The organism is Cronobacter condimenti 1330 (assembly GCF_001277255.1).
Taxonomy (GTDB): Bacteria; Pseudomonadota; Gammaproteobacteria; order Enterobacterales; family Enterobacteriaceae; genus Cronobacter; species Cronobacter condimenti.
The window spans coordinates 3,191,471-3,208,817 of sequence record NZ_CP012264.1; the positions used below are offsets into that span (position 1 = coordinate 3,191,471).

General features: G+C 56.0%; 12 protein-coding genes. 7 read left to right on the forward strand and 5 right to left on the reverse strand.

Annotated elements, in window-relative coordinates; genetic code table 11:
• Nucleotides 1-85: 85 nt before the first annotated feature.
• Complete coding sequence (gene uraA, locus AFK62_RS14610) at nucleotides 86-1,375, reverse strand: uracil permease (protein ID WP_007672273.1); 1,290 nt, start codon at nucleotides 1,373-1,375, stop codon at nucleotides 86-88.
• A gap of 79 nt (nucleotides 1,376-1,454) precedes the next feature.
• A complete protein-coding gene (gene upp / locus AFK62_RS14615; RefSeq protein ID WP_007672275.1) occupies nucleotides 1,455-2,081 on the reverse strand; it encodes a uracil phosphoribosyltransferase in 627 nt (208 codons plus the stop codon).
• A gap of 232 nt (nucleotides 2,082-2,313) precedes the next feature.
• Here upp and purM point away from each other — a divergent pair, with 232 nt between their 5' ends.
• From purM to ppx, 4 genes are all read left to right on the forward strand, one after another.
• On the forward strand, nucleotides 2,314-3,351 hold the full coding sequence (purM, locus tag AFK62_RS14620; RefSeq protein WP_007672278.1) for a phosphoribosylformylglycinamidine cyclo-ligase: 1,038 nt from the start codon (nucleotides 2,314-2,316) through the stop codon (nucleotides 3,349-3,351).
• Complete coding sequence (gene purN, locus AFK62_RS14625) at nucleotides 3,351-3,992, forward strand: phosphoribosylglycinamide formyltransferase (RefSeq protein ID WP_007672279.1); 642 nt, start codon at nucleotides 3,351-3,353, stop codon at nucleotides 3,990-3,992. The genes purM and purN overlap by 1 nt, the downstream gene beginning before the upstream one ends.
• A 234-nt stretch (nucleotides 3,993-4,226) precedes the next feature.
• Nucleotides 4,227-6,287: a polyphosphate kinase 1 gene (ppk1, locus tag AFK62_RS14635; protein WP_007672281.1), complete on the forward strand. Its 2,061-nt coding sequence runs from the start codon at nucleotides 4,227-4,229 to the stop codon at nucleotides 6,285-6,287.
• A 3-nt stretch (nucleotides 6,288-6,290) separates the two neighbouring features.
• Nucleotides 6,291-7,832, forward strand: a complete 1,542-nt coding sequence (gene ppx / locus AFK62_RS14640) for an exopolyphosphatase (RefSeq protein WP_053532005.1) — start codon at nucleotides 6,291-6,293, stop codon at nucleotides 7,830-7,832.
• 48 nt (nucleotides 7,833-7,880) lie between these two features.
• Here the strand turns inward: ppx and AFK62_RS14645 are convergent, their stop codons facing one another.
• Entirely contained in the window at nucleotides 7,881-10,127 is a 2,247-nt protein-coding gene (locus AFK62_RS14645) for a sensor domain-containing phosphodiesterase (RefSeq protein WP_053532006.1), read from the reverse strand.
• Nucleotides 10,128-10,483: 356 nt separating this feature from the next.
• Here AFK62_RS14645 and AFK62_RS21445 point away from each other — a divergent pair, with 356 nt between their 5' ends.
• A complete protein-coding gene (locus AFK62_RS21445; RefSeq protein ID WP_071603644.1) occupies nucleotides 10,484-10,684 on the forward strand; it encodes a YfgG family protein in 201 nt (66 codons plus the stop codon).
• Nucleotides 10,685-11,180: 496 nt separating this feature from the next.
• Nucleotides 11,181-12,338 (forward strand): epoxide hydrolase family protein, encoded by a 1,158-nt coding sequence (locus AFK62_RS14650; protein ID WP_007672291.1) that lies wholly within the window; start codon nucleotides 11,181-11,183, stop codon nucleotides 12,336-12,338.
• A gap of 287 nt (nucleotides 12,339-12,625) precedes the next feature.
• On the opposite strand, the gene guaA is transcribed toward AFK62_RS14650, so the two are convergent.
• Complete coding sequence (gene guaA, locus AFK62_RS14655) at nucleotides 12,626-14,203, reverse strand: glutamine-hydrolyzing GMP synthase (RefSeq protein WP_007664097.1); 1,578 nt, start codon at nucleotides 14,201-14,203, stop codon at nucleotides 12,626-12,628.
• Between the two features lie 66 nt (nucleotides 14,204-14,269).
• Complete coding sequence (gene guaB / locus AFK62_RS14660) at nucleotides 14,270-15,736, reverse strand: IMP dehydrogenase (RefSeq protein WP_007664102.1); 1,467 nt, start codon at nucleotides 15,734-15,736, stop codon at nucleotides 14,270-14,272.
• A 170-nt stretch (nucleotides 15,737-15,906) separates the two neighbouring features.
• On the opposite strand from guaB, the gene xseA reads away from it, so the two are divergent.
• Nucleotides 15,907-17,280, forward strand: coding sequence for an exodeoxyribonuclease VII large subunit (gene xseA / locus AFK62_RS14665; protein ID WP_007664105.1), 1,374 nt, complete (start codon nucleotides 15,907-15,909; stop codon nucleotides 17,278-17,280).
• Nucleotides 17,281-17,347: the final 67 nt, after the last annotated feature.

The window sequence follows — 17,347 nt, forward strand, 5'->3', positions numbered from 1 at the left end:
CAAGGACTTGCGAAAAAACGCATTGAGTCTATCACACAATCGCTTCGCTGTTGAACCGGGCGGACAGCGCCGCCCGGTGTCAGGATCAATGGGACGGTTTTTCTTGCTCGTCAGCGTCCAGTACCTTTTCTTCCGGGCACAACACGCTGATAAGTTTAAAAATAAGGCTTAACGCTACGCCGACGATCGTCGCGAGCGCCATGCCTTTCAACTCCGCCGCGCCGACATGAACTTTCGCACCGCTGACGCCAATTATCAAAATAACGGAGGTGAGGATCAGGTTTTGCGCCTTGCTGTAATCCACTTTCGATTCAATCAGTACGCGGATACCTGAAGCGCCAATCACGCCGTAAAGCAGCAGCGAAACGCCGCCCATCACCGGGACCGGGATGATCTGGATTGCCGCCGCCAGTTTGCCCACGCAGGAGAGCAGGATCGCAATAATCGCCGCCCCGCCAATAACCCAGGTGCTGTAAACGCGGGTAATTGCCATCACGCCGATGTTTTCACCGTAGGTGGTGTTGGGGGTTGATCCGAAAAAGCCGGAGATAATCGTCGAGAACCCGTTAGCGAACATGGAACGATGCAGGCCCGGATCGCGGATCAGATCTTTTTTCACGATATTAGCGGTCACGACCAGGTGGCCGACATGCTCGGCAATCACCACCAGCGCGGCAGGCAAAATGGTAAAGATAGCGAACCACTCAAAGCGCGGCGTGTAAAACGTCGGCAGCGCGAACCAGTGGGCATTGGCAATCGCCGTGGTGTCTACCACGCCCATCGCAAACGACAGGGCGTACCCTGCCAGCACACCGATAAGGATCGGGATAATCGCCAGAAAACCGCGGAACAGCACGGAGCCAAACACGGTCACGCCGAGCGTCACCAGTGAGATGGTAATGGTGGTGGAATCCGCCGTCTGACCTTCAGGAGGCAAAAGACCTGCCATATTGGCGGCAACGCCCGCGAGTTCAAGGCCGATAACCGCAACGATAGCGCCCATCGCAGCAGGGGGAAACATCACGTCCAGCCAGCCGGTGCCTGCTTTTTTCACAATCAGCGCGACAACGCAGAACAGCACGCCACAGACGATAAAGCCGCCAAGCGCCATCTCATAGCCGAGCGGCAAAAGCAGCAATACCGGCGAAATAAAAGCGAAGCTTGATCCCAGATACGCCGGGATTTTGCCTTTACAGATAAAGAGATAAAGCAGCGTCCCGATGCCGTTAAACAGCAATACGGTGGCCGGATTAATATGAAACAGGATGGGCACCAGCACGGTTGCGCCAAACATGGCGAACAGGTGCTGCAAACTAAGCGGGATAGTCTGTAAGAGCGGCGGTCGTTCACTTACCCCGATAGCACGGCGCGTCATAGCGTTTTCCTCAAGAGTGTTGTTGTGTGATGTTGAGTGTGGAACCAAAAAAAAGCCGACTAAAAAGTCGGCTTAATGTTTATTTCGTACCAAATATTTTGTCGCCCGCGTCGCCGAGGCCTGGGATGATGTACCCGTGCTCATTGAGCCCCTTGTCGATGGAGGCGGTGTATAGCTCGACATCCGGGTGCGCATTCTCCAGCGCTTTGATACCTTCAGGCGCGGCGACCAGAACCAGAACCTTAATGCTGGTGCAGCCCGCTTTTTTCAGCAGGTCGATGGTGGCGATCATAGAGCCGCCTGTCGCCAGCATCGGGTCAACGACCAGCGCCATGCGCTCGTCGATATTGGAAACCAGCTTCTGGAAATACGGCACTGGCTCCAGGGTTTCTTCGTCGCGGTAGATGCCGACGACGCTGATACGCGCGCTTGGCACGTTCTCAAGCACCCCTTCCATCATGCCAAGACCCGCACGCAGGATAGGCACAACGGTAATTTTCTTGCCCTTGATTTGCTCGATTTCCACCGGGCCGTTCCAGCCTTCGATGGTCACTTTTTCGGTCAGCAGATCTGCCGTGGCTTCATAGGTCAGCAGGCTGCCCACTTCAGAGGCGAGTTCACGAAAACGCTTGGTGCTGATGTCATGCTCGCGCATCAGGCCCAGCTTGTGTTTAACCAGCGGGTGTTTCACTTCGACGATCTTCATTCTTTTTCTCCCCAGCAAGATGGCAACCACAAAAAAAATCGCCGGATTATACCGCTTTTTGCGCGCGGCGCCATACGTAATGGGCTTGATCGGGATCAACTGAACAGAAGTCAGTCATCGCGCAAGTGTATTTTATTCACCACAACAACCACTCGCAAACGTTTGCCTGGACTGTTAGAATTGCCGCGATTTCTCTACTACCACCAACCGCAACCGCGTGGGGACTTTAGCAGTGACCGACAAAACCTCTCTCAGCTATAAAGATGCCGGTGTTGATATTGATGCTGGTAACGCTCTGGTCGACCGAATTAAAGGCGTCGTGAAAAAAACCCGTCGTCCGGAAGTGATGGGCGGCCTGGGCGGCTTCGGCGCACTCTGCGCGCTGCCGCAGAAATACCGCGAACCGGTGCTCGTCTCCGGTACCGACGGCGTCGGCACGAAGCTGCGTCTGGCGATGGATCTGAAGCGTCACGATACGATAGGCATCGACCTGGTGGCGATGTGCGTTAACGATTTGGTGGTACAAGGCGCCGAGCCGCTCTTTTTCCTCGACTACTACGCGACCGGTAAGCTGGATGTGGATACCGCAGCCAGCGTGATTCACGGCATTGCGGAAGGCTGCCTGCAATCCGGCTGCGCGCTGGTTGGCGGTGAGACGGCGGAAATGCCGGGCATGTATCACGGTGATGATTATGACGTGGCTGGTTTCTGCGTTGGCGTAGTGGAAAAATCAGAGATTATCGACGGCACGAAAGTGGCTGACGGCGATGTGCTGGTCGCACTGGCTTCAAGCGGCCCACACTCCAACGGCTACTCGCTGGTACGTAAAATTCTTGAAGTGAGCGGCGCGGATCCGCAGACCACCGAGCTTGACGGCAAACCGCTCGCCGATCACCTGCTGGCCCCGACCCGCATCTATGTGAAGCCGGTGCTGGAACTGATTGAGAAGCTCGAGGTTCATGCCATTGCCCACCTGACCGGCGGCGGCTTCTGGGAGAATATTCCGCGCGTGCTGCCGGATAACACCCAGGCGGTGATTGATGAATCCTCCTGGCAGTGGCCAGCGGTGTTCAACTGGTTGCAGCAGGCTGGCAATGTCAGCCGTCATGAAATGTACCGCACCTTTAACTGCGGCGTCGGTATGGTTATCGCCCTGCCTGCCGCCGAAGCGGACAAGGCGGTTGCGCTGCTAAATAGCCTTGGCGAAACTGCGTGGAAAATCGGCGCTATCAAAGCATCAGACGCCCAGGACCGCGTGGTTATTGCGTAATGAAGCGCATCGTGGTGCTGATTTCCGGCAACGGCAGTAATCTGCAGGCCATCATCGATGCCTGCGCGCAGCAGAAAATTAACGGCGTGATGAGCGCCGTGTTCAGCAACAAGGCCGACGCGTTCGGCCTTGAGCGCGCCCGCGAAGCCAATATTCCAGCGCATGCGTTAAGCGCAAGTGCGTTTGCAAGCCGCGAGGCCTTTGACCGCGAGCTGATCCAAGAGATAGACGCATACGCGCCAGATCTTATCGTGCTGGCCGGTTATATGCGCATCCTGAGCCCTGCGTTTGTCGCGCACTATGCAGGGCGGCTTCTGAATATTCACCCTTCCCTGCTGCCGAAATATCCGGGGCTGCATACGCATCGCCAGGCGCTCGCCAATGGTGATGAAGAGCACGGCACGTCGGTTCATTTCGTGACGGACGAGCTGGACGGCGGACCGGTCATTTTACAGGCCCGCGTTCCGGTGTTTCCGGGCGATACCGAAGAAGACGTCACGGCGCGGGTTCAGGCTCAGGAACATGCTATCTACCCGCTTGTGGTGAGCTGGTTTGTTGACGGACGCCTTGCTATGCGCGAAGGCCGGGCCTGGCTTGACGGGCATCCGCTCCCGCCGCAGGGTTATGCCTCAGAAGACTAAAGGGCCGCATGGCCCTTTATTTTTTTCTGCGCCGTGCCGTTAATAAAAGCAGCGAGGCCAGAAAGCGCACGGCAACGTCCCGGTTTTACAGGGATTTTCATACCATTCTCGAAAGCTTGCGGATAACTGTCATACTTTTCTGGCACAGTTGGACAGAGCATGACAAAGCTCGCCATAATAACCCCGAGACGGATTTGCCACGTCCCGAGTTAATCAACCGGAGTGTGAGTAGTAATGGGTCAGGATAAGCTTTATATCGAAAAAGAACTGAGCTGGTTATCGTTCAACGAACGCGTCTTGCAGGAAGCGGCGGATAAAACCAATCCGCTGATCGAGCGCATGCGCTTTCTGGGCATCTACTCCAATAATCTTGATGAATTTTATAAGGTCCGGTTCGCCGAGCTTAAGCGACGCATTATCATCAGCGAAGAACAGGGCTTGAACTCCCATTCGCGCCACCTGCTGGGCAAGATCCAGTCACGGGTGCTGAAGGCGGATCAGGAATTTGACGGCCTGTATAACGATCTTCTGCTGGAGATGGCGCGTAATCAGATCTTCCTTATAAATGAACGCCAGCTCTCCGAAAATCAACAGGTATGGCTGCGCCACTACTTTAAACATTATCTGCGCCAGCACGTCACCCCGACGCTCATCAATCGTGATACCGATCTGGTGCAGTTCCTGAAAGACGATTACACCTATCTGGCCGTTGAGATCATCCGCGGCGACTCGATCCGCTATGCGTTGCTGGAGATCCCGGCTGATAAAGTGCCGCGCTTTGTGAATCTCCCGCCGGAAACGCCGCGCCGCCGCAAGCCGATGATCCTGCTGGATAACATTTTGCGTTTCTGTCTGGATGACATCTTTAAAGGTTTCTTCGATTACGACGCGCTCAATGCCTATTCCATGAAGATGACGCGCGACGCAGAATACGATCTCGTGCACGAGATGGAATCGAGCCTTTTGGAACTGATGTCCTCCAGCCTAAAACAGCGTCTGACCGCGGAGCCGGTGCGTTTCGTCTATCAGCGCGATATGCCCGACGCCATGGTGCAGATGCTGCGCGAGAAGTTGTCCATTTCACGCTACGACTCCATCGTACCGGGCGGGCGTTACCATAACTTCAAAGATTTCATCAGCTTCCCGAATGTCGGCAAGGCGAATTTAATCAATAAACCGCTGCCGCGCCTGCGCCATATCTGGTTTGATAAATTCCGCAACGGCTTTGATGCCATTCGCGAGCGCGACGTACTGCTCTACTATCCGTATCACACGTTCGAACATGTGCTGGAGCTGCTGCGCCAGGCCTCGTTCGACCCAAGCGTGCTGGCGATTAAAATCAACATTTACCGCGTGGCGAAAGACTCGCGCATTATCGATTCGATGATCCACGCTGCGCACAACGGCAAAAAAGTCACGGTGGTCGTTGAATTGCAGGCGCGTTTTGACGAAGAGGCGAACATTCACTGGGCAAAACGCCTGACCGAAGCGGGCGTGCACGTTATCTTCTCGGCGCCTGGCCTGAAAATTCATGCCAAACTCTTTCTTATCTCACGCAAAGAAGGCGACGATGTGGTGCGCTATGCACATATCGGCACCGGTAACTTCAACGAAAAAACTGCACGCCTGTATACCGACTACTCGCTGCTGACCGCTGATGCACGTATCACGAACGAAGTGCGCCGGGTGTTTAACTTCATCGAGAACCCGTACCGGCCCGTGAGTTTTGATTACCTGCTGGTGTCGCCGCAAAACTCGCGTCGCCTGATGTACGAAATGATCGACCAGGAAATTGCTAACGCTCAGCAGGGGCTGCCGTCCGGGATCACGCTCAAGCTCAATAACCTCGTCGATAAAGGACTGGTAGACCGCCTCTATGCGGCGTCGGGTTCTGGCGTACAGGTCAACTTGCTCATTCGCGGTATGTGCTCTCTCATCCCGCAACTTGAGGGGATCAGCGATAATATTCAGGTGATCAGCATCGTGGATCGCTACCTGGAGCACGACAGGGTCTATATTTTCGAAAATGGCGGCGATAAACGTGTTTATTTATCCTCTGCCGACTGGATGACGCGTAATATTGACTACCGCATAGAGGTCGCTACGCCGTTGCTGGATCCGCGCCTGAAACAGCGCATTCTGGATATCATTGATATCCTGTTCAGTGATACGGTGAAAGCCCGTTATGTGGATAAAGAACTGAGCAATCGCTATGTGCCGCGTGGCAATCGCCGCAAAGTTCGCGCACAATTGGCGATTTACGATTACATCAAATCTCTTGAACAGCCTGAATAATCTATGCCGATAACTTCTGATGCTCCACGACCGGAGGAATTTGCTGCGGTCGATCTCGGCTCTAACAGCTTCCATATGGTGATAGCCCGTGTGGTGGATGGCGCCATGCAAATCATTGGTCGCCTGAAGCAGCGCGTACATCTCGCCGATGGGCTTGATGAAAATAATATGCTGAGCGAAGAGGCCATGGAGCGCGGCCTCGCTTGTCTTTCCCTGTTTGCCGAGCGTTTGCAGGGCTTCGCCGCGGCCAACGTCTGTATTGTCGGCACGCATACGCTGCGCCAGGCGTCGAACGCGTCAGAGTTTTTAAAGCGCGCGGAAGACGTCATTCCCTACCCGATTGAAATTATCTCCGGCAACGAAGAAGCGCGTCTCATCTTTATGGGCGTGGAACACACCCAGCCAGAGCGTGGGCGCAAGCTGGTGATTGATATCGGTGGTGGCTCAACGGAGCTGGTGATTGGCGAAGATTTCGAGCCGCAACTGGTGGAAAGCCGTCGCATGGGCTGCGTCAGTTTTGGGCAGCATTTTTTCCCGAACGGGGAAATCACGCCGGATAACTTCCGTCGCGCACGCCTGGCTGCGGTACAAAAGCTCGAAAACCTCGCCTGGCAATACCGCCTTAAAGGCTGGACCGTCGCGCTGGGCGCGTCGGGCACCATTAAAGCCGCGCACGAAGTTCTGGTGGAGCTTGGCGAAAAAGACGGTTTTATCACGCCGGATCGCCTCGATATGTTGCGCGACGAGGTGCTGAAGTTTGGCCATTTCTCCGCCCTCACCCTGCCGGGTCTGTCGGATGAACGTAAAGTGGTGTTTGTGCCGGGGCTCGCTATCCTCTGCGGCGTGTTTGACGCGCTGGCTATCCGCGAATTGCGCCTGTCAGACGGCGCGCTGCGCGAAGGTGTGTTGTATGAGATGGAAGGCCGTTTTCGCCATCAGGATATTCGCATCCGTACCGCGCAAAGCCTGGCAAACCAGTATCATATCGACCGCGAACAGGCACACCGGGTGCTGGATACCACCATGCAGATGTATCAGCAGTGGGAGCAGCAAAACGCGAAGCTCACGAACCCGTCGCTGGCGGCATTACTGAAGTGGGCTGCGATGCTGCACGAGGTGGGGCTTGGTATTAATCACAGCGGCCTGCATCGCCATTCGTCCTACATTCTTCAGCACAGCGATCTGCCCGGCTTTAATCAGGAGCAGCAGATGATGATGGCGACGCTGGTGCGCTATCACCGCAAGGCGATTAAGCTCGACGAGCTGCCGCGCTTTACGCTGTATAAGAAAAAACAGTTTCTGCCGCTTATCCAGTTGTTGCGCCTCGGCGTGTTACTGAATAATCAGCGACAGGCGACGACCACGCCGCCTACGCTGGTGCTACATACCGATGAGAACCACTGGACGCTGCGTTTCCCACACGACTGGTTCAGCCAGAATGCGCTGGTATTGCTTGATCTCGAACGCGAGCAGCAATACTGGGAAGGCGTCACCGGCTGGAAGCTGAACATTGAAGAAGAGGCGAGCCCGGAAGTGGCTGCCTGAAACGCAAAACGGTGAGCCTGGCTCACCGTTTTGCTTTATACAGCAACATTATTGTGCGGCCATTACCGGTGGCGCGCCTGGCTCCACCAGCGACTCCAGCGGCTGCGGCTTACCAATCACATATCCCTGCAAATAGTCAATGCCGAGCGCGCACGCCACCTGTTTTATCTCCTCGCTTTCGACATATTCTGCCACCACCTGCATGTTTTTCATGCGCGCCAGATGACACATCGATTCGACAATCTGATAATCCAGGCTGCTGGTAACGATATTGCGAATAAAGCTGCCATCGATTTTCAGAATATCGGCGTTAATATTTTTCAGCCGCGCATAGCTGGCATAACCCGTACCGAAATCGTCGATTGCGATGCGACACCCCATCGAGCGCAGCCTTGCGAGTGTCACCTGCGTCTGTTCCACATTGGTGAACGACTGGCTTTCCGTGATTTCAAAAATCAGTTGCCAGGGCTCGACGTGATAACGCGCCAGCAGGCGTTGTACTTCCCCCGGAAAGGGCACGCGGCACACCGTGGCGGGCGTCAGATTGATAGAAAAGCGGCTCGCGGGCAGTTGCTCGCGCCGGGCGTCCATAAATTGCAGCGTACTTTCCAGCACCATCAGGTCGATGCGTGACGACAGCCCAAACTCATGCGCTACCGGCAGGAAATTTTCCGGCGCGATAAGCTCGCCGTCATCGCCCCGCATACGCAGCAGAATCTCGTAATAGCTGTCGCCGCGCATGCCTTCGATGCGCTGCGCCATCAGCCGGAAATGGTGGTTGTCGAGCGCCTGCTGAAGGCGATTAAGCATATCGACTTTAAGCTTCACGGCTTTTTGTACGTGGTTTGCGCCACGGCACTGCAGGCTTTCGGGCTGATTAGTCGCAAGCGACAGATCCGCCATCGTGCTCATTTCCCCAAGCAACAAATGCAGGTGAGTTACCGGGGCGCGTACAAAGCTGTAGCTGATGCCAACCTGCGGCTGCAGAGGCATGCCGTCCCACATAAAGCGGAACTGGCGCACGCGTTTATCGAGCGCGTCAATGCGCTCCAGATACGATTCGGTGTGGATACGCAGCACAATATCGTGCCCCGAGAGTTGATAGGCAAGCTCGTCTGGCAGCAGGCTCTGACGCAGCCATGCCGCCATCTGCTGCTTATAGAGAATGCGCAGCATGACGCCGTAATTACGCCCTAAAAGCTCAAGCTCGGGAATGCGCATAAAACAGAGTACTGACCACGGCGCTTTACCGAGATCGCGATTCAGCGCCCGCAAATTCGGCATATGGCTGAGTGGGTCGATAAGGGCAAGACGGCGGCCACGCAGGTGCATCGCGCGCTGGCGTGTCGCTGTGAGCGCCATAAAAACGATTACCAGTGAAAACACCCCGTAACTGGAGGTGTTAATCACCATCTGGGTTTCGTAACCAGGCACTGACGGGAAGTAGAGATAGTAGTAATGGCACAGCAACGCCAGCACCGGCGTCCAGGCGGTCGTGATAAAGAAATAACCGAAACGCATCGCGCCCCACAACATCACGGGTAAAAGCAGTGACAGCGTGTACGTGGTGCTGAATAACGAACTGCTGTTCTCCTTCGGCTGTACCAGACAACCAAGCAGAAACAGAATAATGCCTGTCCAGATGATGACTTCCGCTGTGCTGACTTTCTTATCGCACTGGGCCCGCGCCTGGGAGAGGAAATTTTGCAGGTAGCGGGGATGGCGAAGCACACGGATAACGAGATAAAAAAATGGCGTACCTGTCAGGCACCCAACCAGCACGGCCTGATAGCTAATTAGCGTCAGAACGGTAAACGGATTATCGCCGGTAAGGGAGGTTGGGCGTTCATAAAGGCCGAGAAAAGCGGCTATCTGATAAAAGAGAATGAAAACGGTGGCATTGAAAAAGACCAGCCAGAACATCCGCTGCGCGCCGCTTCGCGTATGCCACCAGGAGACGGCATGATGGCCTGGCGCAAAGATGCGGTAGCCCGCCCAGCTGAGCGCCGTCGCTACCAGAAAGTTCATTAACGTCACGCAGAGATCAAGCGCGCCCACATGGCGGTGATAATAGAGAAGGACGCTCATGGCGATGCCGGGTAGCGCGCAGCGACCATAAATCATCATGAATGCGCTAAACAGCGACAGCGGCAGGTAATAAAGCACCACGAGCCCGCCATCAAGATGCGCATAGGTATTTCCGGCACGGGCTATGGGCAATAACAGCAGCGGCAAAACCAGCGGCAATGCCCACCACTTGTCTTTATTTTTTTTGAGTGTTTCAACCAATAACATAGATGCTCGATACCAAACCCCACGTTCCCGGGCAAGAATTGCAGGCAGGCATCCGACCTGGCTGTTAATAACCGCGTAAAGCTGGAGGCAGACGCGGCGCGGTTAGCCGATTTTAGTCACAGGAAACCGCTTTCCATTGATATACATCAAGTTATACGCCCACACCAGATGAGCACAGGCAGTTGCAGAAAAAGACGCGGATCACATTATTCATCAACTGCTTAAATCTATTGATAAAAAGCATATTTGGCAGATCTGTACGCAATTTTACATGATGAATAATTGACCTCTTCGGCTCGCTGTGCCTTAATATTTGCGTCGCCCGCAGATGACGGGTAAACCTGAAGGGTAAAGGCGTGTCACAGGCCACCAGCATACGAAGACGGCATCGATTTAACAGTCGAATGACCCGCATTGTACTGCTTATTAGTTTTCTTTTCTTCTTTGGTCGCTTTATCTACTCTGCCGTCGGCGCATGGTATCACCACCAGGATAAAGTCCAGGCCCAGCAAATCAGCATGACTCTCGATTCCTCTTCGCAGCAACAGCCGCGCTAGTGTCTTAAGCCCCCTTGCGACGCCATACAAAAACGCCTGCAATCCAGATGACGGGCGTTTTCGTGTAAGCCTTCGCCTTTAAGCGGGCAGGCTATTCTCACTCGTTTCTCGTTTCTCGTTAATTGCTAAATCCTTCAGGCCATGCACTGACGGGCCAGCACGTCACACACTCCCAAATAGCCAGACGAACCGAATACGTCTTCTCCCAACGGCATCTGCTGACCAGGAATTTGGACGGGGCCAACGTCATGGTCTACAACTTACCGATGATTATTTACCTTGCGCCCTGGAGGTATCGGGACGCTGTCCGCCCTCACAGGTGTCGTGCGCTAACGCCTGCGAGTTATCCTCCTTCCCCGTCTGGCAAGGCACGCCATATCTGCGAGAGATAATGAGCAGCCGCGGCAAGTTATTCATTCAGGCTAACGATTGCCATGGCCAACGGGAGTAGGCTTTCGTCCACGACGCCTGTCCATACCTACGTACAAGGAATGAAATGATGACCAACCCTGTCGAGTCCTTTCCTGTTCATATTCCCCAGGCGCAGCTTGATGACCTGGCTCAGCGTCTGGCGCAAACCCGGTGGCCAGACCCGGAAACCGTATGCGACAGCAGCCAGGGGCCACAGCTGGCGCGTGTTCGCGCTCTGGTTGAGCACTGGCAAAACGCGTATGACTGGCGCGCCACGGAAACCCAACTCAACCAGTGGAACAGCAGCCGAACCGAGATTGACGGCCTCGGCATTCACTTCCTGCATATTCGCTCTCCCCATCCTGACGCGCTGCCCTTACTGATGACCCATGGCTGGCCAGGTTCCCTGCTTGAATTCAGAGAGATGATCGGACCGCTTACCGACCCTACCGCACATGGCGGGAACGCCTGCGATGCGTTTCATTTGGTTATCCCGGCGCTACCGGGTTTTGGTTTTAGTGATAAACCCACGTCGCCGGGATGGGGCGTAGAGAAAACCGCCAGCGCATGGGTGCAACTTATGGAACGTTTAGGGTATGGCCAGCGCTGGGCTGCCCAGGGCGGCGACTGGGGGTCGGCCGTGACCACGGCGCTGGGGCATATGCGCCCGTCAGGCCTTATCGGCATTCACCTGAACATGGTGATGTACCAGCCGAGCGAAGATGAAATCGCCCAGGCCACGCCTGAAGAGCAGCGCATGCTGGCTGATGCCCAGCGCTACATTCAGGAGCTTTCGGGCTATATGAAAGTGCAAAGCACCCGTCCGCAGTCGGTAGGTTTTGCCCTGGCAGACTCTCCCGTTGGCCTGGCGGCATGGATATATGCGCTGTTTCAGGACGCCACCGAAAGCAGCGGAGAGCCTGAACGCGTTATCGATATTAACGCCCTGATCGATGACATCATGATGTACTGGTTGCCGAATGCCGGCCCAAGTTCGATCCGCTTCTACTGGGAAGGGATAGGCAAAACGCAAAAATCAGGCCCCACCACCGCCGTGCCTGTCCCTGCGGGCGTAAGCATGTTTCCTGGCGAGTTGCTGCGCCTCTCACGGCGCTGGGCGCAGGCACGCTTCGCCGACCTGCGATTCTTCGCCGAAGCCGAACACGGCGGGCACTTCGCCGCCATGGAAAACCCGGCGGTCCTCACCGACCATGTGCGTGAGACTTTCCGTTCGCTGCGTTGATACTGTCGCCTGCCTGGCGCGGCGGCGGGGTTGAGCTAAAAGTTGGCTAACGAGATGCAGATGTGAAGAAGAATGAGGTTGTAGATTCAGGGTAAGGCGCCAGCTGTCACTTTCTCAGCCTGGCTAAATGTTATCGGGACCCTGTCAGCATAAACCCACCTGACAGGGTCCCGATGTACTTTCTGGTGATATCCGCACGGCGCACCATGACCCATGCCATGGATGACGCCGCACAAATCACGGCCTGTTCTTACTGATATCCTAACAACAGACCGCGGGGGCCAGATTTATTCCCATTCAATCGTGGCTGGCGGCTTGCCGCTGATGTCGTAAACGACACGGGAGATGCCGTTAACTTCATTGATGATACGATTAGAGACGCGGCCCAGGAAATCGTAGGGCAGATGCGCCCAGTGAGCGGTCATGAAGTCTATTGTCTCCACCGCGCGCAGAGAGACGACCCAGTCATATTTACGGCCATCGCCCATTACGCCGACGGAGCGCACCGGCAGGAAGACGGTGAAAGCCTGGCTGACTTTGTCGTAGAGATCGGCACGACGCAGTTCTTCAATAAAGATGGCGTCAGCGCGGCGCAGCAGGTCGCAGTACTCTTTCTTGACTTCGCCCAGTACGCGAACACCGAGGCCCGGCCCCGGGAACGGGTGGCGGTACAGCATGTCGTACGGCAGACCGAGTTCCAGACCAATTTTACGCACTTCGTCTTTGAACAGCTCTTTCAGCGGCTCGACGAGGCCCATCTTCATCTCTTTTGGCAGGCCGCCCACGTTGTGGTGAGATTTGATCACGTGCGCTTTGCCGGTGGCAGAAGCGGCGGATTCAATCACGTCCGGATAAATGGTGCCCTGCGCGAGCCACTTCACGTCTTCAAGCTTCAGCGCTTCTTCGTCGAACACTTCCACGAACACACGGCCAATGATCTTACGTTTGGCTTCCGGATCGTTTTCGCCCGCCAGCGCATCCAGGAAACGTGCTTCCGCCGGGACGTGGACGATGTTAAGGCCGAAGTGGTCACCGAACATGTCCAGCACCTGTTCAGCTTCGTTCAGGCGCAGCAGGCCGTTATCCACGAACACACAGGTCAGACGATCGCCAATCGCGCGGTGCAGCAGCATGGCGGTGACAGAAGAATCCACACCACCGGAAAGGCCCAGAATCACGCGGTCGTGGCCCACCTGCTGGCGAATACGCTCAACGGCGTCGTCGATGATTTTCGCTGGCGTCCAGAGTGCTTCACATTCACAGATGTCGCGCACAAAGCGCTCCAGCATACGCAAGCCCTGACGGGTATGCGTCACTTCCGGGTGGAACTGCACGCCGTAGAAGCGTTTTTCTTCGTTAGCCATAATGGCGAACGGGCAGGTTTCAGTGCTGGCGACGGTCACGAAATCAGACGGGATGGCCGTCACTTTGTCGCCGTGGCTCATCCACACATCCAGCAGCGGATTGCCATCAGCGCTCAGCGCGTCTTCAATGCCGCGCACCAGGGCGCTGTCGGTTTTCACTTCCACCTGCGCATAGCCGAATTCACGCTCGTTAGAGCCTTCCACATGGCCGCCCAGTTGCATCGCCATGGTCTGCATGCCGTAGCACACGCCCAGCACCGGTACACCCGCGTTAAACACATATTCCGGCGCGCGCGGGCTGTTTTCTTCGGTGGTGCTTTCCGGGCCGCCAGAAAGAATAATCCCGTTCGGGTTGAAGCCGCGGATCTGCTCTTCTGTCACGTCCCACGCCCACAGTTCGCAGTAAACGCCCAGTTCGCGCACACGGCGCGCTACCAGTTGGGTGTACTGCGAGCCGAAGTCGAGGATAAGGATACGATGCTTATGAATGTTGTCCGTCATTAACGCTTTTTCCAGAAAGTAGCTGACAAAAAGTAAACGCCCGACGTTAACGCCGGGCGAGGAAAATTAAGAACCCATCCGGTAATTCGGAGACTCTTTGGTGATGGTCACATCGTGAACGTGGCTTTCCTGGATACCCGCGCCGCTGATACGCACGAATTCCGCTTTAGTACGCAGTTCATCAATCGTGCCGCACCCGGTCAGCCCCATGCAGGAGCGCAGGCCGCCCATCTGCTGGTGGATAATCTCTTTCAGACGGCCTTTATACGCAACACGGCCTTCAATGCCTTCCGGCACCAGCTTGTCAGCGGCGTTGTCGGTCTGGAAGTAACGGTCGGATGAGCCTTTAGACATCGCGCCGAGTGAGCCCATACCGCGGTAAGATTTGTAAGAACGGCCCTGGTAGAGCTCGATTTCGCCCGGAGATTCTTCGGTACCGGCGAGCATGGAGCCCACCATTACCACGCTTGCGCCTGCCGCGATGGCTTTTGCAATATCGCCAGAGAAACGGATGCCGCCATCAGCGATAACCGGAATGCCAGTGCCTTCCAGCGCTTCAACCGCGTCGGCCACCGCAGTTATCTGTGGAACGCCTACGCCGGTGACGATACGGGTCGTACAAATAGAGCCCGGGCCGATACCGACTTTCACCGCGCTTACGCCCGCTTCCGCCAGCGCTTTCGCACCTGCGGCGGTCGCAACGTTGCCGCCGATAATTTGCAGATCCGGGTATTTCGCGCGGGTTTCACGAATACGCTGCAGCACGCCTTCGGAATGGCCGTGGGAAGAGTCAATAAGCAGCACGTCAACGCCTGCCGCCACCAGCGCATCGATACGCTCTTCGTTACCCGCGCCCGCGCCAACTGCAGCGCCAACGCGCAGACGGCCCTGCTCATCTTTACAGGAATTCGGCTTACGTTCGGCTTTCTGGAAATCTTTAACGGTGATCATGCCGCGCAGATGGAAGCTCTCATCGACCACCAGCGCTTTCTCAACGCGTTTTTCGTGCATTTTTGTCAGAACGACATCGCGGGATTCGCCTTCGCGTACGGTGACCAGACGCGCTTTTGGCGTCATGTAAACGCTCACCGGCTGGCTCAGGTCAGTCACAAAGCGCACATCGCGCCCGGTGATGATACCGACCAGCTCGTAGTCTTCGGTCACAACCGGATAGCCTGCGAAACCGTTGCGCTCGGTCAGCTCTTTCACTTCGCGAAGCGTCGTGGTCGGCAGGACAGTTTGCGGGTCGGTCACTACGCCGGATTCATGTTTTTTCACGCGCTTGACTTCTTCTGCCTGGCGCTCGATAGACATGTTTTTGTGGATAAAGCCGATGCCACCTTCCTGCGCCAGGGCAATCGCCAGACGCGCTTCGGTTACGGTGTCCATGGCCGCTGAAAGCATTGGAATGTTCAGGCGAATGGTTTTGGTCAGCTGAGTGCTGAGATCCGCGGTATTCGGCAGAACGGTAGAGTGAGCGGGAACGAGGAGGACGTCGTCAAACGTCAGTGCTTCTTTAGCGATACGTAGCATGGGCAATATCTCAACCTGGGGTGAATGAGAACAGATAAAATATTGCCGCGGCATTATACAGAGCGTAACCGATTGCTTCTACATTTTTTTGCGAAAAAAGGTTGCGATTGCCAGGACGCGGGTTACTATCGACTGAATAACCCGCTGATTTAAAATTTGATCCAGCTCACATGCCGCTTACTCAGACTCCCTCAATTTTTACTGTTAGCCGCCTTAACCAGAGCGTACGTCTGCTGCTTGAGCAGGAGATGGGTCAGGTCTGGATAAGCGGTGAAATCTCCAATTTCACTCAGCCTGCTTCCGGGCACTGGTACTTCACGCTTAAAGACGACACCGCCCAGGTGCGCTGCGCGATGTTTCGCAACAGCAACCGCCGGGTCACCTTCAGGCCCCAGCACGGCCAGCAGGTGCTGGTACGCGCGAATATCACGCTCTACGAGCCGCGTGGCGATTATCAAATCATCGTCGAAAGCATGCAGCCCGCAGGCGAAGGCCTGCTGCAACAGCGCTACGAACAGCTCAAGCAGCAGCTTGCCGCAGAAGGGCTGTTCGATCCGGCACTAAAAAAACCGTTGCCCTCCCCGGCCCGCCAGGTCGGGGTTATCACCTCGAAAACCGGCGCGGCACTGCATGATGTGCTGAACGTATTACGCCGCCGCGATCCATCGCTGCCGGTTATTATCTACCCGACAGCCGTACAGGGCGACGACGCGCCGGCGCAGATCGTGCGCGCGATTGAGCTTGCCAATCTGCGCGGCGAGTGCGACGTGTTAATCGTCGGTCGCGGCGGCGGCTCGCTTGAGGATTTGTGGAGTTTTAACGACGAGCGCGTCGCGAGAGCCATTTTCGCAAGCGGTATTCCTGTGGTCAGCGCGGTGGGCCATGAAACCGACGTCACTATCGCGGATTTCGTGGCCGATCTGCGCGCGCCGACGCCCTCCGCTGCGGCCGAAATCGTCAGTCGTAATCAGCTGGAACTGCTGCGCCAGATGCAAGGGCTGCAACAGCGTCTCGAAATGGCGATGGATTACTCGCTGGCAAGCCGCCAGCAGCGTTTTACACGCCTGCACCACCGGCTTGAGCAACAACACCCGCAACTGCGCCTCGCGCGTCAGCAAACGCTGCTGATGCGTTTACGTCAGCGTATGGATAATGCGCTCGACAGCCGGTTACGCCAGGCGACGCAACGCCAGGCTCGCGTGACGCAACGTCTGAACCAGCAGCAGCCGCTGCCGCGTCTGCATCGTGCCTCGGCCCGCATCCAGCAGCTCGAGTACCGTCTTGCCCAGACGGTTGCTACACGCCTTAGCCATACGCGTGAGCGTTTTGGCAATGCCATCACGCATCTGGAGGCCGTCAGCCCGCTGGCGACGCTGGCGCGTGGCTACAGCGTCACGACGGCAGGCGATGGCAATGTGCTGAAGGCGACCAGGCAGGTACAGCCCGGCGACACGCTGACAACACGGCTTTCGGATGGCTGGGTAGAGAGCGAAGTCCGCCAGATTACGCCTGCTAAAAAAACGCGCAAAAAGAAAACCGGATAAGCCTCAGGAGCAACTAACGGGTCACGAACTATACTGCAAGTGTTGGTTTTTTCAACGGCACTTGCCG

What these genes read in the sequence shown, in the direction of transcription:
- guaB (WP_007664102.1), bottom strand. Translation starts at nt 15,736, where the DNA reads ATGCTACGTATCGCTAAAGAAGCACTGACGTTTGACGACGTCCTCCTC.
- purN (WP_007672279.1), top strand. Translation starts at nt 3,351, where the DNA reads ATGAAGCGCATCGTGGTGCTGATTTCCGGCAACGGCAGTAATCTGCAG.
- xseA (WP_007664105.1), top strand. Translation starts at nt 15,907, where the DNA reads ATGCCGCTTACTCAGACTCCCTCAATTTTTACTGTTAGCCGCCTTAAC.
- upp (WP_007672275.1), bottom strand. Translation starts at nt 2,081, where the DNA reads ATGAAGATCGTCGAAGTGAAACACCCGCTGGTTAAACACAAGCTGGGC.
- AFK62_RS14650 (WP_007672291.1), top strand. Translation starts at nt 11,181, where the DNA reads ATGATGACCAACCCTGTCGAGTCCTTTCCTGTTCATATTCCCCAGGCG.
- ppk1 (WP_007672281.1), top strand. Translation starts at nt 4,227, where the DNA reads ATGGGTCAGGATAAGCTTTATATCGAAAAAGAACTGAGCTGGTTATCG.
- AFK62_RS14645 (WP_053532006.1), bottom strand. Translation starts at nt 10,127, where the DNA reads ATGTTATTGGTTGAAACACTCAAAAAAAATAAAGACAAGTGGTGGGCA.
- uraA (WP_007672273.1), bottom strand. Translation starts at nt 1,375, where the DNA reads ATGACGCGCCGTGCTATCGGGGTAAGTGAACGACCGCCGCTCTTACAG.
- ppx (WP_053532005.1), top strand. Translation starts at nt 6,291, where the DNA reads ATGCCGATAACTTCTGATGCTCCACGACCGGAGGAATTTGCTGCGGTC.
- guaA (WP_007664097.1), bottom strand. Translation starts at nt 14,203, where the DNA reads ATGACGGACAACATTCATAAGCATCGTATCCTTATCCTCGACTTCGGC.